We start from the raw sequence: 21,257 nt of genomic DNA on the forward strand, positions 1-21,257 counted from the left end.
GAGAGTTGAAAAATGAGTAATATTGAAAAGATATCTGATTTATTAGAAGAGTATCCAGAGCTTAAAAATCCTCTTTTAGATGCAGTTTTAAAAACACTGTCTCTTATGCATAAGGCTCCTTTGCCTTTGGCTTTAGAACTTATGCTGACTGAACTTCTGTATAAGCAGAATTTAGGTGATACCTGTATTAAAGCTGATGCTCAAAGTATAAACAGCTTCTATCAGAACCTCTTTATTCAGAAAAGAGAACGTTCTGCTTATTCCGACTTACAACCATCAGCTTCTGAAATATTCTGTCCGCTTATAAGCGACTCTGATATTGCTTCGGTATTTGAGAGATGTTCCGATCTGATTGGAAAAGATAAAGCCTCAAATAAGCCTCTTATCTTTGATTTAGGAAGACTCTATATTCGCCGTAATTTCTGTTACGAAACTAAGATTGCTGATTTCATAAAAAAAGCTTCTAAGGAAAAAGTAGAACAGAACCTCAGCGAGGATGAAAAGAATACAGTTAAGTCTCTTTTAGATGTGCTATTTGAAAGAGCTGATGATGCTCCAAATAAGAATGAAAAATTTGATATGCAGAAGATTGCTGCTGCCATGGCTGCAGTGTCTCATTTCTGTATTATCACTGGTGGACCTGGTACAGGTAAAACCACTACTGTAGCAAAGCTGTTACTGCTGTTACAGAAAATCAATCCTTCAAAGAATAATATCCTCCTGTGTGCACCTACTGGAAAGGCTGCAGGTCGTATGACCGAATCAATTAAATCTCAGTTTAAAGATGATGATAATCCAAAAGTTGGATATTTGTCTTACACTTTTACAAAGTTATTTCCTGATAAAAATGAGCGTGAAGATATTAAAAACAGGATCTGTAAAACTGCTGTAACCGTGGATAAGCTGTTAGGTTCAATTCCTCATAAGGCCCATAAGATTCGTAATGCCGACAATAAGATAGACTGCGATATTCTGATTGTTGATGAAGTCTCGATGGTTGATGCGGCTAACTTTGCCAAACTCTGTGATGCTATCCGTGACGATACTAAGGTCATCATGCTTGGCGATAAGGATCAGCTGGCATCAGTTGAGGCTGGTTCTGTTCTGAACGATCTGTGTAACGATTTATCTGATTCATCACGAGTCCTTGATGAGGAAAAACTCTCTCTTATCTCTGCTTTAAGCGGTTACAGTGTTGATCAACTAAAAACTACTGATATTACGGATAATGCTGTACAGCTGAATTTCAGTTATCGTTTTGCCAAATTTGCAGGTATTGGTGCTATTGCAAAGGTAGTCAATGATGGATATAGAGAAAGGGATGATAAGCGTTTTGAAGAGTTACTTGATGAGCCTTTTGTACAGCATAAAGAGCATGTTGAACTTTTAGAGATTAAAGATTCCAAAAAATGGAGTGAGAGAAATGCTGCTCTTGAGTCTACCTGTTCTGTTATTGCAAAAGGTTATGATGATTTCTGGAATGAATTAGTAAAGTCACACAATGAAGAAGGTTCCTTTACTGGTATTACAGAGGTACAGGCAAAAGAAATATTTAAATATCTTGATAAATACCGAATCCTCTGCTCAAACCGTGAAGGATTATATGGAATTAAAAGCATAAATGAGCACATAGAGAAAGCTGCTAAAGATAATCTAAGAACTCTAAATGCAAAAGCCTCAGCTGTTGATTCTGAATGGTTTATTGGTAAAGTAATTCTTGTAACCAAGAACAATTATGCCTTAAAAATCTCCAATGGCGATGTCGGATTTGTGGCTGCCGAAAAAAACAGAGACGGTTTAGCTGGTCCATTGAAGGTCTGGTTTGGAGATGAAAACTCTGTATTTAATGTAAGTCCTGTTTTTCTTACTGAGTATGAAAGTGGATATGCCATGACAATTCATAAGTCACAGGGCAGTGAGTATGAAAAGGTCTGTATGCTCCTTTCAACTGAGTTAAATCCAGTAATGACCAAAGAGCTGGTTTATACGGGAATTACACGTGCCAAGGAGCATGTAAGCATATATTCTGATAAAAAAGTATTTTTAGATGCTTGCAGAAGAAGAGTTTCTCGAGAAAGTGGATTGATGGAAAGAATCTAATTATTTGAATCATAGAATAATAATCAAGTATTCTCTTTCGGATAAATATGATTAAAGCAATAGTTTGGCAACATGATACTAGGTCAAATCTGTTGCCCTCTGCTCTCGACAAGTTGGTTGATAACAGGGCTAATCTTTGAATTTTTCGATTTAATCTGGTCAAAATTAAATTTGAGTTTTTTTGGGGGGCTCTGTCGTATGCTATTTTTCTCTGCAATTAACGAGAATAGTTATGAGAGCTCTAATGAAATCTCAAAATCTGCTAAAATTGGTTCTCGAATTAGGAGCAGATGATGGGATCATATTTAAATACTGGTTTTGAAAAATTCAAAATAAGTCAATCGTCAAAAATCTATATTGATAAAACAGAACTAATATCCGTTTTGAATGACAATGTAGAAACTGAACAGCGTTTTTTTTGTATCAGCCGACCAAGACGCTTTGGAAAATCAGTTACTGCAAATATGCTATGTGCATATTATTCAAAGAATACTGACAGCTCTTTTCTGTTTGATAATCTCAAAATATCTCAATACGATTCTTATAAAAAAAACTTAAATCAGTACAACACCATCTTTATAAATATGCAGCAGTTCTTAAGCAATGCTGATTTAAATGTTGAAAAGATGTTATCAGACATTGAGTCTGAAATAAAAAATGAATTAAGACAGGCTTTTCCTGACACTGAAATATCTAATGAAAGAAAATTAAATCTTGTTCTATCTGACATTTTCAATAAAGAATCTTCAGTAAACAAAAAAGGTTTTATTTTTATTATCGATGAATGGGACTGCATCATGAGAGAAAAGCAGAGTGACACTGAAGGTATAAAGATGTACCTTGATTACCTGCGAGTTCTTCTTAAAGATCAGTCCTATGTAGCTCTTGCCTACATGACAGGAATTCTGCCAATCAAGAAATACGGCTCTCACAGTGCATTGAATATGTTCAAAGAATATTCAATGACTGATGCTGGTAAATATGCTCCTTACATTGGTTTTACCGAGGATGAAGTTTTAACTCTTTGTGAAAAATACAAGATTGACTCTAATTCCATGAAGAAGTGGTATGATGGCTATTCATTTGAAAACTCGTCTCATCTTTATAATCCTAATTCAGTTGTCTGTGCCATTGATGAAAATAAATTCAAAAGCTACTGGCCCCAGACAGAAACATTTGAAAGTCTAAGACGCTATATAGATTTGAATATAGCTGGACTTAGAGATGAAATTGTAAAACTCATTGCCGGAAACGAAATTGTAGTAAATACTTCAAGATTCCACAATGATATGACAACCTTTGAGTCTAAGGATGATGTACTAACCCTGCTTATTCATCTAGGTTATCTTGCAATAAATCCTAATTCAACTATAAGACTTACAAGTTCAAAACAGGTCGTTTCTCGAATTCCTAACGAAGAGATAAAAGATGAATTCAGAAATATCACCGAGGAGAACAGGAACTATCCTGGAATCTACGCTCTTATAAGTCAATCTCTGGATTTGCTCGATAAAATCTACGAAATGGATAATGACGCTGTTGCTCAGGCTTTTGATTTAGCTCATCAGGATCATACTTCTATTCTCAAATACAATGATGAGAACTCCTTAAGCTGTGTCATTTCACTTGCCTTAAATCTTGCCTCTGTCGACCTTTACAATGTTCACAGGGAGCTTCCTTCTGGAAAAGGATTTGCAGATATGGTTTATCTTCCAAAACAGGGGGTAGATAAACCTGCACTATTGGTTGAACTTAAATACGACAAGTCAGCTCAAACAGAAATTGACCAGATTAAACAGAAGAATTACGGAAGAATCTTCCGAGACTATAAAGGCGATGTCCTTGTAGTTGGCATTAACTATGATAAAGATACCAAAGAGCATCAGTGCCTAATTGAGAAATTGAGATTCTAGTTCTGGCGTTGTCACAAGGCACCTTCTAATTAGGAGCCTTTCTGTGCGCGAGAAATGTTCTATTTTTTGTTAGGCAATATACTACAAAGCCTCTTCTTTTCCTTTATAGATCAATCAAATAAGCCTAAACTTTTTCCCGAATATCATTCTATTGTTATGGCTGTTGACCCTACGAAACTACTCGTCATATTTGATTGTTAAAGCCTTATCTAAAACAGATTTATCTGCCTTTACCACAACGTTTTCAGCATCGTGATCTACGGATTTCTTATCTATATTGCGTGGAGTACCATAATCCCAGGCATCCAGATAGTAATCAAGATAATCAATGAGGTTAAAGCCCAGATCAAGGTAATCATATGTGATAGAAGGATTATTGACATTAATCTGAGCTTTCTTCTGCTGATAATCCATGGATTCATCAATATCAACAATATAAATCCCATCAAAGCCTCGGAACACACCTGCAGATAGATTATTAAGTTTTGGACAGTAGAAAATCAGATAAGTTAATACCGCCTCATTTGGTCGTCTGATATGAAAAGAGTTTACATAGATTTTTCTGTTCTTAAGATCAAACATCTCCATATGATTATTTCTCATGAATTCTTTTACAGTAGAGTAGTCGCTTATTTCTTTTTTCAGAAGATAATCAAACAGGATAGGATCTTCAATAAAGTAAGAAGTAGAGAAGTGGCCTAACTCAAGAGTAAAAGCGGTCTGGCGGTAAATCTGAGCAACATCCTGATTAAATGCGGCTGAGAAAAATTTGGAGGAATCCTCTCTGGCGATATCAAGCAGCTCTTTAACTACTGTAGTTGCTGTTTCCTGCATAAATTCAGAGGTGGAAACATCAATTCCTTCTTCTACTGCTACAAGTTTATGAGCTCGGTATAATTTTTTTTCTTCTTCAAAAGGTAAAGGGTATCTTTTTGACATGATGACTACTCTTGTTTGTATTGATTTGCTGTCTTTAATCTTATCATTAGATGATTATGCCTGCCTTTAGAATCTTCATAAAATTGTTCTGAAAGGAAAACTAATTGTTTTATATTTTACCGGCACGATTAAATATAGATTATTATGTATGCATAATAATAGATTGTGAAGATTATGGTTTGCAGGCAGTTAAGACTCGATCTTTTCGAATATAAAAAACAATGGAACAAGCAGAAGTGCAATTCATTCTTTTCCAAACTTCATAAAAATGAATCAGAATAAAGTCTTCTTCTTGTTTTTTAAGAAATTAGTTGTAGAACGTTAGTTGAATTAAAAATGTAAAGCCCTGCAGATACGCAAGGCTTTAATTCAAATTCTGTGTTTACCAGTCAGTCTAATTGACGAACATGACTTTTACCAGCGGTTGTACTTTGAACTCATTATACCTGCAGCTTTCTCATTCTCTGCAATCTGATTCTGAATGATTTCGATGCGCTGCTTTTCTTCCTGTGATGCCATGAAATTAAGAGTTTTCAGGGCTGCATTCAGGGTGTGATTCTCAGCTTTTTTGCACATTTCAACCAGATGAGACAGAGGAGTTTTTACAAGATCATTTGCATTTGCAGATAAACGTTCAATCTCTTTCTTTGAATAGATAGCGATATCGTTTTCTAGAACTGTCATAGGAATCTCCATAAATAAAATTTACAAAAAAACTGTAAAATATGATTTACATCAAATTATATGCTTATCTTATGGATAGAAATGAAAGGGCTTAAAATACCCTTTTTTGGTGCATGGGTGATCTGTAAAAGTGCGAGATATTACCTTTACAAAAGAGTGGCTTGTATGTTGTTTTTAAATACTTTTTATAACAATTAAAACAAAACAGGCAGATATAACTATGGTTTTTTAAGCTACATCTGCCTGCTGTTTAAATTTTATTGCTTACTTTTGAGACATCATTGCCATATAAACATCAAATGCCTGCTTGGTTTCCTTTACATCATGAACTCTTACAATTGCAGCTCCTCTTTCAATGCTTAAAAGAGCGCCTGCAACAGAGCCTATAATTCTGTGAGCAGGCTCTTTTATTCCACAGGCATTTCCAATCATGGTCTTTCGTGAAAGAGCAGACAGGACAGGGTAGCCTAAATCAACAAAATCCTGCATGTGTTTTAAAAGGGTGAAATTGTGTTCAGCAGTTTTACCAAAACCAAATCCCAGATCAAAAATGATTTTCTTTCTGTCGATTCCGTGAGATACAGCTTCTTGCGCTTTATCTAATAGGAATTTTTTAACCTGTTCTACCACGTTGCTGTAGTTAGGATCATTCTGCATATTCTGAGGTGTTCCCTGCATATGCATTAAGATTACAGGAATATCCAGCTCCTTAGCTGTTTCCATAGCATTCTCACGGCTTAAAGCTCTGATATCATTCCAGATATGAGCTCCAGCCTTGCAGGCTTCCTTCATAACTACAGGAGAGGAGGTATCAATTGAGATAATGGCATCTGTTTCTTTGGCGATTCTTTCTACTGCAGGAATAACTCTTGAGAGCTCTTCCTCCTCACTTACAGTAGGAGCTCCCGGTCTTGTAGACTCTCCTCCTATATCAATGATGGCTGCGCCTTCCTTTAACATAGTCTCTGCGTGTTCAAGTGCTTTATCGGAGCTGTTCCACAGTCCGCCATCAGAGAAGGAATCAGGGGTTACATTTAAAATTCCCATGATCTTTGGAGATGACAAATCAAGAACCTTATCTTTACATATGATGTTCATTTGATGTCCTTATTTTTGATGTGTGATGTTGTTTCTATTTACCGAACAGATTCTGGAAATCTTCCATTGTCTGCTGCTGAAGTTTTTCTATTTCTTCAGGTTTTGGGGTATTAGGTTTTGAAATCTGGCTTTGAGGCATATCCAGAGCATTGTGAGGTTCAGTGTTGAATTTCATCTCTGTTCTCTGCTGTCTTGCCTTTAAAAGTCTCTGGGCAAAGGCGCGCTCCCATCCGACCTGGTTGCGGCTTTCATTTTTACTGCACCAGTAATGTCTGAAACCGTTGAGGTCAGTCAGAGTGTAGGTTGAATCCTCAAGACCGCAGAGTATTGCTGTCTTGTGAAATGTTGGACCAGGTTCCCATTTGGTTGTCATAACAAAAGGAGCCTTAGGCACTTCCTGCTGTTCCTTTACATAAAGAGGAAGTTCAAAGACACAGCCCTGCCAGTTGTCACTAGTACTGAGTTTTCTTAATAAGCCTGCATTTGCAAGCTCATCTAGACACATTGACGCAATCTGATAATTAGGTACGGTTGGGAAGTACTGACTCTGTGAATACAGATAGTTGGCTATGGCTGTAAGATCAATGATGCACTGATCCTGAGCGGCAAGATCTCTTAAATAAAAAGCATAGAGAGATTTTGCTATATGGCTTAGCTGTGATGATTTTAGATAATTTAACTCTGTTGCGTTCATGAATCTTTCCTTTGGGGATATTTTAGCAACATTCAAAATGTTTTCTAGACGCTTTAATTATCCTGCTCAAAAAAAAGACATTAATAGCTCAGTATAAAAATATTAATGGAGAAAAAACAAAGTTAATTCTTTGAAAAATAAAACTAATAAAAATAACTAAAAAATTTTTGAAATGATTTTTACCTGTTCGTGATATGATTTACCACAAATCGGTTTTTCATTACGGAAATAAAATGGCAGAGCAGTATAAATCAGATTATCTTTCATTAGGTCAGACCTGTGCTGTACTGGATATTTCCCTGTCTACACTGAAAAACTGGCTTAAAACAGGAAAAATCGTAGATGATTCTGCCGAAGGTTCCCTTAAGTTTACAAAAAAGCAGATTGACTCGATTATCAGCAGCAGAAACTCCCTAAAGAGAAGACGTGCGGTTGCAAACTCAAGACAGTCTGTAAGAGCTCAGGAACTATATATTAACTATATTTCCAAAAACTCACCGAACCATATTGCCTTATCAATTCTGGTTGAAGACTTTTCCAGTACGCTAACCTATATCAGAGCTCTTCTGTGTGAAGCTTTTCTGCAGCTTTTAATCGAGGCTAAAAAGCTTGATACCTATGTAAGCTCTCATTTCTTCAAGGCTTATCTTGAAGGTCGACTTGATATCGGTAGATATGACTGGCTGATACAGGAGCTTATTGATAAAACTCCAAAGAATTCCTTACTCAAATCCTGCAGAAATCTTCCTGACTTTGAGCTGCATTATGTTCCATATGAGGATACATTAGGACTTATCTACCTTTCCTTAATGGAGCTTTCATCCCGCCGTCAAGAGGGTAGATACTATACTCCTCAGGATTTAACCGATACGGCTTTAGAGACAATTTCCATCAGATCAGGTCGTGTGTTTTTAGATCCATGCTGCGGCTCTGGAAACTTCCTGTTAAGACTTCTCAAAAGAGGAGCTGATGTAAATGATCTCTACGGCTGTGATCTGGACTCTCTGTCTGTGTCACTTGCAAGGATCAACTTTGCTCTTGCTGAAGATGATTTGTCTGAGGAGTTTTTATGCTCCCATCTGTTAAAAGCTGATACTCTTACCTCTAAGAATCTGCCTAAATGTGATGTTATCATTGGCAATCCTCCTTTTGGCAGCTGCGATGATCCTGCAGCAATTAAACGTTATGCAAAAACCTTAGAAGAGGCTAAAAAGACCAGACCTTATTTTGCAGATCTCTTTGTTGAAAGATCCCTTAATCTTCTGGATGAAGGCGGTATTGTTCAGTTCGTTCTGCCTGAGGCGATTCTCAATGTTGCCTCTCACGATCTCATCAGAACCTTTATTTCCATGCATGCCCGAGTCAAGTCGGTACGTTATCTTGACGAGGTTTTCCACGCGGTACAGTGTCAGAGTGTGGTCCTGACTTTAGAGAAGACCTCATACTCAGGAGCTGTCGGCGAGGTTATTGTTAATACCAATGACTCAACCTATATTGTCAGACGAGACCGTTCACCTCTGGATTTTAATTTCAGAATCACCGATCAGGAAGCAAAGGTTCTCTCCAAGATGGACGATTTTGAACACTGTGTTAAGCTTAGAGGCCATGCTCAGTTTGCCCTTGGTATTGTTACTGGGTCCAACAGCGGTATGGTTCATAATACACAGAGGAGCGGGGATGAACCGGTTCTCAGAGGTGTAGATATCGAACCTTTTAAAATCGGAACCCCAAAGAGTTTTGTTAATCTTGAACAGAGCTCCTTTCAGCAGATGGCTCCTATTGAGTATTACCGCAGTCCGGTTAAAATCGTTTATCGTTTTATTGCCAAATATCCGATTGTGGCGCTGGATAAAAAGGGCAGACTTACCTTAAACAGCTGTAATTTTCTGATCCCACGCTTTGATAATCTTTCACCCGTTTATCTGTGTGCGGTTTTAAACTCAAGTGCGGTACGCTTTTATTTTGAGAGAAAATTTCACACTATCAAGATTCTGCGTTCCCTTTTAGAGGAAGTGCCTATTCCGATTGCAAGTGCAGATGATCAGCTGCAGATTGAATTCATGGTTAATGATCTCAAGGATGCATCAGCCTCTGAAGCTGAGAAAATCAAACATCAGATCGACAGAAAAATCGCTGAAATCTATGGTCTTGGCAAGCGTGCCTTAAAGTTGATTTCAGCTTAAATTATTTAATCTTGCAAATTGCAAATCACTTCACTTTCCATTAAAATTTTCTGAGTTTTTTTTAATCGGAGAATAAACAATGTTTAACATGGGCAATATGATGAAGCAGGCTCAGATGATGCAGGAGCGTCTTCAGAAGGCACAGGATGAGATTGCAAGAATGGAAGTAACCGGCGAGTCAGGTGCAGGTATGGTTAAAATCACCATTACCGGTAACCACGAAGTTCGTCGTGTTGAGATTGATGACTCTATTTTCGGTGATGACAAGGAAATCTGTGAGGATTTACTTGCTGCAGCTTACAATGATGCTCACCGTCGTATTGAAGAGCAGTCAAAGGAAAAGTTATCAGCTGTAACCGGCGGTATGCAGTTACCTCCAGGCATGAAGCTTCCTTTCTAATATGTCCTCAAGTTCTCTGCTCGATTCAATGGTTGAGGCTCTGCAGGTTATGCCTGGAATAGGCCCTGTCAGTGCAACCCGTATTGCGTACTATCTTTTAGATAGAAAACGCAGTGAGGGCCTTAATATGGCCAAAGTAATAGAGCAGGGATTAAACAACATTTCTATCTGTCCTCGCTGCAGAAACTATACTGACGATAAAGATCAGGAATGCGAACTGTGTTCATCTCCTAAGCGCAGAAATTCCGGCAGTATCTGTATTGTTGAATCTCCATCGGATGTGATGGCGATTGAATCCTCTTCATCCTACAGCGGCAATTATTTTGTCCTGCATGGTCATTTAAGTCCTATTGACGGCATCGGTCCTGAAGAACTTGGTTTTGATGTTTTAACCCGCAGATTAAAGGAAGAGAATATCACTGAGGTGATTCTTGCCCTAGGGCAGACTGCCGAAGGTGAAGTTACAGCCTCCTATATTGCAGCCATTGCCAAAAAGCTTAATATCAGCGTTTCCAAAATAGCCACAGGTGTACCTGTCGGAGGCGAGCTGACCTCTGTTGACGGTAATACACTGGCCCTTTCTTTTAATTTCAGACGAAAAATTTAAAAAATTTTCTTGAAATAATCAAAATCATCCCCATTTGTATTTCTAGATGACAGTGTACATACACTTTTAAACAAATGGAGAATTTATAAAAAATGACAGCTACTGTTCATGGCTTTCAAACTCAGGTAACCAAGTTACTGGATTTACTTGCAAATTCACTATATTCAAACAAGGAAGTTTTTCTTCGTGAGTTAATTTCAAACGCATCTGACGCTATTGATAAACTTCACTTCATGTCTTTAACCAATCAGGATTTAATCAAGGATGATCCAAACTTCAAGATTCAGATCCGTCCTGATAAGGATGCAAAGACCCTGACCATCACTGATAACGGTATCGGTATGACACTAGATGAGGCTAACAGCCACTTAGGTACTATTGCTGAGTCAGGCACTGAAGCTTTCATGAAGAATCTGACTGGTGATGCCAAGAGAGATTCTCAGTTAATCGGTCAGTTCGGTGTTGGTTTCTATTCTTCATTTATCGTTGCCAAGAAAGTTACTGTTATTACCCGCTCTGTTAACGCATCTGAGGATGAGGGCGTTAAGTGGGAGTCAGAGGGTAACGGTACCTTCACTTCAGAGAATATCAAGGTTCCATTCCGTGGTACTCAGATTATCCTGTCACTAAAGGATGATGAGACTGAATTTACTGATACCTGGAAGCTGCGTGAGTGTATCACCAAGTATTCAGACCATATTTCTACTCCTGTAGAGTTATATGAAGAGAAATATGAGCAGCCTAAGGAAGGCGAAGAGAAGAAAGAGCCTGAGAAGAAGTTCGAGTACACTCAGATCAACAATGCACAGGCTTTATGGACCCGTACTCCAAAGGATGTTAAGGATGAGGAGTACAACGAGTTCTACAAGCATTTAAGCCATGATTATCAGGATCCTCTGACCTGGGCTCACAACAAGGTTGAAGGTGATCTTGAGTATACATCTTTACTGTATGTTCCAAAGATGGCTCCATGGGATCTGTACAACCGTCAGAACGAGCATGGTCTGAAGCTGTATGTTCAGCGTGTGTTCATCATGGATAAGGCTGAGGCTTTCCTTCCAAACTATCTGCGTTTTGTTAAGGGCCTGGTTGATACCAATGCTCTGCCATTAAATGTTTCTCGTGAGCTGCTGCAGGAAACTGCTGTAACCCGCAAACTGAAGAAGGCTTTAACCAAGCGTGTTCTTGGCATGCTTGAGAAGATGTCAAAGGATACTGCTAAGTATACCGAGTTCTACAAGCAGTTCGGTAATGTACTGAAGGAAGGTCCTGTTGAGGATTATGACAACAAGGATGCAATCCTCAAACTGTTACGTTTCGCTTCAACCAATAATGACAGCGCTGAGTGCTCAGTAAGCTTTGAAGACTATATCTCACGTATGAAGGAAGGTCAGGATAAGATTTACTACATCACTGCAGAGAGCTATGAGGCCGCTAAGAATTCTCCATACCTAGAGCAGCTCAAGACCAAGGGTATTGAAGTGCTTCTGATGTGGGAGCGTGTAGACGAGTGGCTGATGGGCAATATCAGCGAGTTCAGCGGCAAGGAGTTCATAAGTGCAAATTCTCAGGACTTAAAGCTTGGCAATCTTGCTGATGAGGAAGAGAAGAAGAAGCAGGAGAATGCTGCAACTGAGAACAAGGATCTGATTGAGCGCTTCAAGAAGGCATTAGGTGAGAAGGTTAAGGATGTTGTTGTTTCAACCCGTCTGATTGATTCTCCTTCATGTGTTATCTCTGATTCCAACAGAATGATGACCATGCAGATGCGTCGTCTTCTAGAGGCCAGCGGTCAGACTCTTCCTGATGAGAAGTACACTCTTGAGCTGAACCCAGAGCACAAGCTGGTTCAGAAGGCTTATGCAGAAATGGAAGAAAACCGTTTCAACCAGTGGGCTGATCTGATTTTCGAGCAGGCTCTGCTTGCTGATCAGGGCGCTTTGAAGGATCCAAGCACCTTTGTAAAATCAATGAACGCCTTACTTCTAGGTTAATTTAGTGCAAAAGCTCCGCTGGTCGGAGCTTTTTTGTCGCTGCTGTAATGATTACAGCCTACACATGCTATAATTAGACACATTTTTTATTTTATTATTGAGGAATTAAAACAATGCGTATTATCCTATTAGGACCTCCAGGAGCAGGTAAAGGTACACAGGCTCAGAATCTGACCAAGGCTTTCAACATTCCACAGATTTCAACCGGTGATATGTTAAGAGCTGCTATCAAGGCTGGTACAGAGTTAGGTCTTAAGGCTAAGGCTGTTATGGATAAAGGTCAGTTAGTTTCTGATGACATTATTCTTGGTCTTGTAAAAGAGCGTATCGCTCAGGATGACTGCAAGAACGGTTTCCTTTTTGACGGTTTCCCTCGCACCATTCCTCAGGCTCAGGCTTTAGTTGATAACGGTATTGTTATTGATGCTGTTGTTGAGCTTCAGGTTCCTGACGAGAAGATTGTTAACCGTATGTCTGGCAGACGTGTTCACTTAGCATCTGGTAGAACCTATCACATCGTTTACAACCCACCTAAGGTTGAGGGCAAGGATGATGTTACCGGTGAGCCTCTTGTAATTCGTCCTGATGATGAAGAGAGCACTGTTCGCAGCCGTCTTGAGGTTTATCACGCACAGACCGAGCCTCTTGTTGCATTCTACAAGGATCTTTCAAAGACTGCTCCAACCAAGTATGTAGCAGTTGACGGTAACCGTGATGTTCAAGTAATCTCTGATGAGATTATCTCAACTTTAAAGAAATAATTTATGAGAAAGAGCATTTTAACTAGAGGTCTTTTAGGTCTATGCATTGTTCCATTTATGGCAGCTAATGCTCAGACCGAAATTAACGATACTGTAACCTCTCGCACTGTTGAGAATATTACTACCTACAAGGTTGTAAAAAATCAGTCAGGTCAGGAGCAGTTCTCTAATACTTATCAGGTAGCACCAGGAGAGAAAGAGCAGAATATCTATCCTTGTCCTTTTGGATGGACTGTAAAGCCAAATCCAAGTGTAGATAATTCATTAAGCTACTTAAGCTCTGACTCAAAACTTGCTATAAGTGTTACCAGTCTTGAAAAGACACGAGGTGTTGATTCAACCGCTGAGGCTTATGCAAGAGTTGCCGCTCTTCAGATGAACTGTGCTTTACCTGTTCGTTCAAATCTTATAGAGGGGGCCTGGAGTTTTGAATGCTCTGACGAGAATGTGGAAACTATTATCTATGGTGAGCCTGGATCGCTTGCTATGCTTGTTATTTCTGGCAGAAATCCTGATACCGAAGCTTCGGTAGAAGAGTTTATCAAGTTTTTAGATTCTCAGTCTTAACTTAATTATTTCAGTTCTATAGGAAGGGATCTTTTGAGGTCCCTTTTGTTTTTCTGTTTCAGTTTGTTCTGACTTCAAAATCTACACAGTCCGACTGACCATCCTCATCAAATAAGCAGACCTTGTAGAAACCGTTTTTTGTTGTCTCAAGATAATCTGATTCAAGCTGCTGATCATCATAATTTAAAAATACCTTGCCACAACCGCCCTCATATTTTATGTAGATCCTACCATTATAATCAGGGGATACTATGCTGTTATTCAAAGGAAAAGTTATCTTAAGCTTATCTTTGATGCTCAGTATTTTCTGATTAACATTCTGTTTTACCAGAGCTTTAGGTGCACTAGCAGAAAACAGAACATCCTCAATATCTTCCTTTATAAGATTATCCTCTTCTAACTGCGTGAGAATATCAAAGAGTACCGGTGCGGCATCGGTGTAACCGGTATTATTGTAGTTCTGTGTTCTGTTATCCGGATGAGTTATAGCGACGCCTACGGTGTATTTTGCAAATGATCCTACGGCAAGAGCATCCTTGAACTTATAGGAGGTTCCGGTCTTGTAGGAAACACTTCTGTTATCTGGATGATTTACCGGTCTTGCGGTATTTTTCAGAATCTCAAAGACTGCTCTTGCTGAGGCTTTTGATAAAAGTCTATAGGTTTTAGCATCAGTGTCTGTTTCTGCTTTAGTCTTATCTTTATTAGAATTTACCAGACTATAGTCATATAGTTCACCGTCTGAATTCAGCATCGCATAAAGCTTGGTTAAATCCACAAGAGTTATATCGGCACTGCCTAGAACTACTGATAAATCTGGTATACCATCTTTTACATGCAGTCTGGTATATGGGGTATTTAATCTTTCACAGAACTGATCAGGCCCGACGGCTTTGATCACTTCAAGCGCAGGAAGATTTAAAGACATGCATAGGGCCTCTTTTGCCTTAATCTCTCCGTTGAATCTATAGTTGAAATTATCTGGTTTCCAAGAACCATAAAGCTTTCCCGCATCTTTCATGATGGTCTGAGGATGCAGCTTTCCTTCTTCAAAAGCCATGGCATAGGCAAAGGGCTTTAATGTGGAACCTGGTGATCTTTTCTTGAAAGGAAGACAGATCTGGTTATTCTCTGTATCAGAGCTGCCGTTTAGCGCGACAATCTGATGAGTTCTGCTATCCAGTATAACTGTACTCAGGATTGCATTATCTTTTTTGTTTTTCTCGTATTTGTCTGCGGTTCTGTTAAGAAGATCCTGTAAGAGTGAATCTATAGTTGTGTATATTTCTTTATTTTTATCTGAAGGCTTGTTCTGCAGATTTTCTTTTGAGGTAATGGCGCTGTCAGTTTCACCCTTTAAACTTGCTGCTGATTTTGAAAAGAGATAATTACCCAAAGTATAGGCGCTTTGTTTTATTGAATTAAGCTTGTAGCTGCAGTCTTCTTTCAGGGCTATTTTCAGAAGATCTTCGGTTATGATGCCGTTTTTGTAGGCAAGCTTTACTGCTTCATTTTTATAGTACTTTGCTCTTTTAGGATGTAAATCCGGTCTTATAAGCTCCGGTGCACGAGGTAGGGCTACCATGAGTGCCGCCTCTGATGGTGTGAGTCTGTCGGGCAGGTGATTAAACCATCTTAAAGATGCTGCTTTTACTCCTTCAATATTAGAGCCGAAAGGGGCAAGTGTCAGGTACCAGGACAGTACCTGTTCCCGACCGTATACAGCGGTTATGTAGACGGCTCCGATTATCTCTTTTAGCTTGTTTAAATAGGTTCTCCTCTTGTGGTTGGATAGCCTTTTTACCACCTGCATGGCTAGGGTTGAGCCTCCGGATGTGATCTCTCTGTTCTTAAGATTATAGAAAAGAGCTCTTGTCAGGGCTTTAAAATCAACGCCAGGATGGGAGTAGAAATTCTTGTCCTCATTTGAAAGCAGCATTTTAAGGTAGATTTCACTTACTTCATCTTTGGTGGTGAGAAAACGATAGCTTTGAGTATCTGTGCTTAAAGTGTAGGCAATAACATTTCCTTCTTTATCAAATAAGATCTTTGAGCGGTTCTGTAATGGCGAGAAATCGATGCTTAAGATGCTGTAGATGACAAAAGAGATTAGAGCAAGAACGGCTAAAACTGAAGTAGCTATTACTCTTTTTTTAGTTATTAGAGCTGCTGATAATTTAAATCTCATGATGGTTAGATGTCATCTTGAATGATCTTTTAAAAGAGAATCTCATTATTCAAAGAAATTTTATCCAGGACTTTTACTTCTGAAAACTGTTAACGCATACAGATTGCTACTTAAGATTAAGCCTTTTGTAACAATCTGTATGCTTCTGAATTAAGCTTTAGTTATTTTGCCGCAGCTTTTGGAGTGGTGTTTGCTGCAGAATCATTCTCATCTGTAATTCTAAAGCTTACAGGATCAGTGTAGTAATACTGTTTAACTGAAACTGTCTTCTGGGATAATCTGCTCATCAGCGGTGCTGACTGTCCTTTATAGGCTGCTTTCATGATAAAGGCAAAGGTTAGAGGTTTGCCATTGAGAGCTCCTGAGACATTATATGAAGTATCTGAAAGGGCAGTTTCCAGCTGATAGTTTTCAGTTAGACTGTATTTTTGCAGGAAGGTATAGGCTTTCTTCACTTCATTTGAACTGAGCGCACGCAGGAACAGCATATCTGCAGGCAGCTTGAGATTAACGTATGCCTTTGAATCACTGGCCTGAGTTGATTTAGCTGAAACCAGAACAATGACATCATCATTAACCTTAAGCTTTGAATCCCTGTTTAATGGATTGCCGTTTCTGTCAAAGTACATTATCTGCATTGACAGAGTATCTGGATTTACAATTTCACCTGCAACCTTTCCTGTTACAGATACGGATGCAACTGCGGCCTTATCAGTCTTGTTATGAATCTTAAGTGTTCCGTTTTCAACCTTTGCATTAAGCTTTGTGGTGTTCTGTCCGTATTTTTCTGACAGTTCGCAAAGTACAGCTTTTGACTGATTATCAAGATAAGCATCCTTTAAGATTTGAGCGTTAAGCTTTTCAAGTAAGGCTGCCACATCTGAATTTTCGTCAGCATTTAGTTTCCCTTTTAAAAGAGTCAGAACATCAAAGGAGACGGTATTGATATAGAATGGCTGATATGCTCTTATCAGATCCAAAAGCTCCTTTTGTTTCTTGAAGTTCTGTGCAGACAGATAATTCTGTTTTAGCGTTAAAGCTTCATTAAGATTCTTTATAGCTCTGTCCAAAGCCTCATTCTGACGACGTTTATCTCCATACAGTCCAAAGGCTGCAGCATAGTTACATAATGCATTGATAGATCTGATATCGTTGTGATCAAATCTGTAGGTTAATGAGGTATTAACATTGACGCCCTGAGAGGCAGCAAGCTTCATAGCCAGAGCTGCAACTGTCTCATTGTCGTCGTTAAGATTACGGGCAAGAGCTTTCTCAAGATACTCTAAGGTGGCATTGCTTACATCAAATCCATCCTTATAGGCATCGTAGAGGAACAGTGCAGCATAGACAGCAGCGTATTTGGAAGCTTCGTAGTTATAGAAGCTGATATTTACATATCCCTGCATTGAAATATGTGACTGTACATAATCAATGATGTCGGAAAGATATCTCTGATAATCTCTGTATTCATTTGAATCTTTATCCTTCATTTCCTTAAGGGTATTTAAAAGGATAATGCCCTTGGATACTTCATCAAAGAAGGAATGCTTGTATTTAAAATCAAGAGATTTTACAAGCTTCTCCTTATCAGCCATAGGAAGCGCACCTAGGATTATCTCTGCAGGAGTTCCGTTTTCAAAGTTCTGGACAAGTTTTATTTCCGGCTCAGTTTTTGCCGGTATGGAAACAATTCTGTTTTCAGTTATATCAAAGCTGCGATCAACAACTGTGATAGTCTTTTTATTCTCAAAACTGTAATCTTGAGATTTAACTTTGTATTCAACAAAACCGTCTCCTACAGTATTTGCTTCAAGAGCAATGTCTGCTCTGTCCTTAGACTGTTTTTGAGCTGTTAGATTTCCTTTTGCATCACACTTTACTGAACCGCTGCATTTTACTTCAAAGCTGAAATCTGACTTGTCGCAGGCAAGATTATCAACCCCCAGAACAGCAGTCAGAGAATCTCCATCGTGCAGATAGTAAGGTGCATTCAGTGTGGTTACTGCCTTATCCTTAACAGGTACTTCAATTGAGGTGCTTCCAACCTTATGACTGTTATAGGCGGTAAGCATCAGAGTTGCTGTGGTTGAAATTGCAGGCAGCTCAAAATCGACTTCTGCCTTGCCGTTTTTAACCTTAACAGCTCTGGTGTAAAGTGACAGCAGATTATCTTTAATATTGGATAGTGCTGCTGCGCTTTCTCCTGCCATCATGTCATCGCCATAGCCCTGACCGTCACCCTTGATTTCTCTTATGATATGACCGTACATATCAACGATTGTGGTTTTTAGAGACTCCTTACCGGCTAGGGCCTTGATAAGATTTGGAACCTTGTGTTTGTTGATGGCTAAAATTCCGTTATCAACCAGTGTTGCGGTTATATAAGTATCATCTTCAAGTGCAGATTTGTCCTTGCTGTTTACCATAACCTCAAAATGCAGCTTTGAATTTGGCTTTATCTGAGGCTCGCTATTATTTATCGCCTGAGCAAGTGAGGTTGTAATCTCAAGTTCTGCCTTTGTTGCATCAACACTGAGGTAATTCAAACCGACAGCTCTTGCTGCAGTCTTGTAAGGATTGTCCATGGCGCTGAAGGTGGTCAGCAGGGCATAGGTACCGAATCTTAAGTTTTCATCAATTTTTACTTTGATTTCGTTTAGTCCTTTCTTTATCTCATAATGAGAGATTCGGTTGTTTCCATTGTTACCTAAAACCAGATCGGCATAGCCGTCAAATTCACTTTCAAAGCTTAAAACAGCAGTATCTCCGGTTTTATAGATTTCCTTATCTGAGGTCAGAACAAATCTGTCAGGGGTATTTGGCTCAAAATTGTTGTAGCTTCCAACATAGAAGTTATAGGAGGTATTAAAGCCGGTTTTATCATCGGTTATTTCAAGAACGTAAGCTCCGTCCTTCAGATCTGCTGCGATATTGTTCTTTTTATAATCACTCTGAATCTTCAGATCACCTGAGGTCACCGGAGTTCTGTATTCGTTTTTGAGGAATTTCCAGCTGTTATTCTCAAATATATACTGATAACTTATGTTTCTCTTCTGGATAATGTATTTAGCCTGGCCGTCAAGTACAGTTCCGTCCTGATTGCACATAACCACATTAAATTCTGTTTTATCTCCGTTGTTCTTTAGTTTCTGTACACCCAGCATCGGTGTATTAAAAACATACTTATACTCATGATTCATGTAATACATGTCAGATGCCGGTGCCATGATGTTTAGGTTCATCTCCAGCATCTGCGGATATTTTGCGAAAGCAACTGATGGGATAACGGTGAATCTGCCTTTCTTACTGGTTTTTCCTGAGTCTATTGTCAGATTTTTAACGTGATCAGATACTACTTCCTCATTTAAACCGAAATAATAATCCTTGAATTTTTCAACAGGGTGATTATCAGGTTTGACGAGATAGTGTCCGTCTACATTGAGATCGGAGGCATAGGAGCCATAATTGAATTTTGATTCAATCTCAATTCCGTCTCCGTCTTTTAAGATCTTCTTGTCAGATATGAACTGAGCGTTGATTGAACTTGGTTTAAAGGCTGCAACCGTGAATTTGGTGGAGGATAGAACCTGATTCTTGTCATAACCTAGTTCAAGTCTGTATTCTCCCAGCTGAGCATTGTCAGATAGGGTAAATTCATAATCAAAAACACCTGCCAGTGGTTTATCTAAGGTTACTTCCTTTAGAACTGTGTAATCAGGTTTGTATACTGTGAGTTTCAGTGCCTTCAGAGGTGCCGCGCTTAAATCTTCATTTCGTACATGAGCCTGATAGTAGACCTTTTCTCCAGGTCTTAAAAGGCTTCTCTGGGTAAAGGCATATATTCTGTAGTTGGTCTGCTTTAAAAGTCTTGAATTGATGTTTCTGTCATTATCATCTGCATATTCATTGTCAGTTGCCGCATCTTCCAGATACAGATTTTCAGAACGCAGATCAAGCGGGAAGGTATCGTTGCCGTCTGTAATCAGTACAGCTGAAGCTTCACGGGAATTGTTGCCTGATAACAGTTTTTCATCAAAATGAGCATATCCGTCTGCATCGGTGGTTGTCTCTCCTAATACTTCATTACCTGAGGAGAGAAGCTCAACCTTTGCTCCTTTCTTTGGCTTTGCATCCTTAAGTGATCTTACTGCTATATCAAGTCCTAATGCTCCCTTGTATGCAGTTGCACCAATATCAGTGATAAACAGCAGCTTTGATAATGCCAGTGATTCATAATCAGGAGCCAGCTCGTATATGCTGTTACCATCATTCTTATCATCAGCTGTAATTACAAGAACAAATAAGCCGTCATTAAGATTCTTTTTGAAATCCTTAATATTTACCGTGGTTGTCAGTTTCTCATTTTTTTGGTTTGGCAGTTTATATACTTTGGACTGTATAAATTCACCATAGTTATCAATCAGCGAGTTTACCTGCCATTTATCCAGCCTGTTATCCAAAAGGGTAAACAGGGATGCTCTTGGAACATCAGATGTTGCAATTCTGAATACTGAAAGCTTGAAGCTTTGCATATTGATTGAACTGATACTGATGCTGTCAGAGTTGTTCATAGGAAGAACAAGCCCGTTTGTAAAGGATACAGAGGACTGAGCATCTGCTGTTTTAAACTTTACAGATAGATCTTTATCGGTAGTCTTGGTGTTAAAGCCTTCAATTCCTTTTTTTATGGTCAGGCTGTAATTCTCTCCAAAGTTAAGTCCGCTAAGACAGAGTTTTCTCTCGGAAATAAAAGTGGAGAAAGAGGAAAAGTCTTTTCCCTTACTGTCTTTTAGTGATAGATATTTCTTCAGAATATTCTGATTCTGAATATCATTCATTTCATCATTAAAGATAAGGCAGGAGGTTGCTTTGCCCTGAGTGCTCTGATCGATTATTCTCTGAAGCTTGAGGGAATTGCTCTGGTTCTTGTTTGGAGCAGCTTCAACACAGTTGGCTTCAACAGATACAGTGGTTAAAGCGGTTAGAAGAAGAATTTTTGAGCTAAGATTCATACGGACTGCCTTCTCGGATTGATTGCGTGATTGTCTTTATATTTTAGTTACTATTTACTTATTTAATTGATATGAGATGAGATTATTTGAAGTCGGGCAAAAAAACATAATGAGTTC

14 protein-coding genes are annotated in these 21,257 nt (G+C 38.9%); 8 read left to right on the top strand and 6 right to left on the bottom strand.

Features of this window, described 5'->3' with window-relative positions; translation table 11 throughout:
- Positions 1-12 precede the first annotated feature (12 nt).
- Both recD and BM308_RS01105 read left to right on the top strand, forming a co-directional pair.
- Positions 13-2,100 carry an exodeoxyribonuclease V subunit alpha gene (recD, locus tag BM308_RS01100; protein WP_074942465.1) on the top strand — a complete coding sequence of 696 codons (2,088 nt, stop codon included), beginning with the start codon at positions 13-15 and terminating at the stop codon, positions 2,098-2,100.
- Between the two features lie 293 nt (positions 2,101-2,393).
- Complete coding sequence (locus tag BM308_RS01105; RefSeq protein ID WP_074942466.1) at positions 2,394-4,013, top strand: AAA family ATPase; 1,620 nt, start codon at positions 2,394-2,396, stop codon at positions 4,011-4,013.
- A gap of 177 nt (positions 4,014-4,190) precedes the next feature.
- Here BM308_RS01105 and BM308_RS01110 read toward each other — a convergent pair whose 3' ends face one another.
- From BM308_RS01110 to BM308_RS01125, 4 genes are all read right to left on the bottom strand, one after another.
- Positions 4,191-4,952: a hypothetical protein gene (locus BM308_RS01110; RefSeq protein ID WP_074942467.1), complete on the bottom strand. Its 762-nt coding sequence runs from the start codon at positions 4,950-4,952 to the stop codon at positions 4,191-4,193.
- A 414-nt stretch (positions 4,953-5,366) separates the two neighbouring features.
- Complete coding sequence (locus BM308_RS01115; RefSeq protein ID WP_074942468.1) at positions 5,367-5,636, bottom strand: hypothetical protein; 270 nt, start codon at positions 5,634-5,636, stop codon at positions 5,367-5,369.
- Positions 5,637-5,900: 264 nt separating this feature from the next.
- Positions 5,901-6,734 (bottom strand): dihydropteroate synthase, encoded by an 834-nt coding sequence (gene folP / locus BM308_RS01120; RefSeq protein WP_074942469.1) that lies wholly within the window; start codon positions 6,732-6,734, stop codon positions 5,901-5,903.
- A gap of 34 nt (positions 6,735-6,768) precedes the next feature.
- Positions 6,769-7,428 carry a DnaT-like ssDNA-binding domain-containing protein gene (locus BM308_RS01125; protein ID WP_074942470.1) on the bottom strand — a complete coding sequence of 220 codons (660 nt, stop codon included), beginning with the start codon at positions 7,426-7,428 and terminating at the stop codon, positions 6,769-6,771.
- Positions 7,429-7,661: 233 nt separating this feature from the next.
- Here BM308_RS01125 and BM308_RS01130 point away from each other — a divergent pair, with 233 nt between their 5' ends.
- The 6 genes from BM308_RS01130 to BM308_RS01155 all read left to right on the top strand — a co-directional run bounded on the left by BM308_RS01130 (position 7,662) and on the right by BM308_RS01155 (position 13,940).
- On the top strand, positions 7,662-9,611 hold the full coding sequence (locus BM308_RS01130; RefSeq protein WP_074942471.1) for an N-6 DNA methylase family protein: 1,950 nt from the start codon (positions 7,662-7,664) through the stop codon (positions 9,609-9,611).
- A 79-nt stretch (positions 9,612-9,690) separates the two neighbouring features.
- Positions 9,691-10,011, top strand: a complete 321-nt coding sequence (locus tag BM308_RS01135; protein ID WP_074942472.1) for a YbaB/EbfC family nucleoid-associated protein — start codon at positions 9,691-9,693, stop codon at positions 10,009-10,011.
- A 1-nt stretch (position 10,012) separates the two neighbouring features.
- Positions 10,013-10,618 (top strand): recombination mediator RecR, encoded by a 606-nt coding sequence (recR, locus tag BM308_RS01140; RefSeq protein WP_074942473.1) that lies wholly within the window; start codon positions 10,013-10,015, stop codon positions 10,616-10,618.
- A 92-nt stretch (positions 10,619-10,710) separates the two neighbouring features.
- Complete coding sequence (gene htpG, locus BM308_RS01145; RefSeq protein WP_074942474.1) at positions 10,711-12,612, top strand: molecular chaperone HtpG; 1,902 nt, start codon at positions 10,711-10,713, stop codon at positions 12,610-12,612.
- Between the two features lie 113 nt (positions 12,613-12,725).
- Positions 12,726-13,373: an adenylate kinase gene (gene adk / locus BM308_RS01150; protein ID WP_074942475.1), complete on the top strand. Its 648-nt coding sequence runs from the start codon at positions 12,726-12,728 to the stop codon at positions 13,371-13,373.
- A gap of 3 nt (positions 13,374-13,376) precedes the next feature.
- The gene (locus tag BM308_RS01155) at positions 13,377-13,940 is read left to right on the top strand and encodes a hypothetical protein (protein ID WP_074942476.1); all 564 of its coding nucleotides are present in this window, start codon (positions 13,377-13,379) and stop codon (positions 13,938-13,940) included.
- Positions 13,941-13,998: 58 nt separating this feature from the next.
- Here BM308_RS01155 and BM308_RS01160 read toward each other — a convergent pair whose 3' ends face one another.
- Both BM308_RS01160 and BM308_RS01165 read right to left on the bottom strand, forming a co-directional pair.
- Positions 13,999-16,128: a transglycosylase domain-containing protein gene (locus tag BM308_RS01160; RefSeq protein ID WP_074942477.1), complete on the bottom strand. Its 2,130-nt coding sequence runs from the start codon at positions 16,126-16,128 to the stop codon at positions 13,999-14,001.
- A 161-nt stretch (positions 16,129-16,289) separates the two neighbouring features.
- Positions 16,290-21,140: an alpha-2-macroglobulin family protein gene (locus BM308_RS01165; RefSeq protein WP_074942478.1), complete on the bottom strand. Its 4,851-nt coding sequence runs from the start codon at positions 21,138-21,140 to the stop codon at positions 16,290-16,292.
- Between the last annotated feature and the right edge of the window lie 117 nt (positions 21,141-21,257).

Source organism: Succinivibrio dextrinosolvens (genome assembly GCF_900116345.1).
GTDB lineage: Bacteria > Pseudomonadota > Gammaproteobacteria > Enterobacterales > Succinivibrionaceae > Succinivibrio > Succinivibrio dextrinosolvens_B.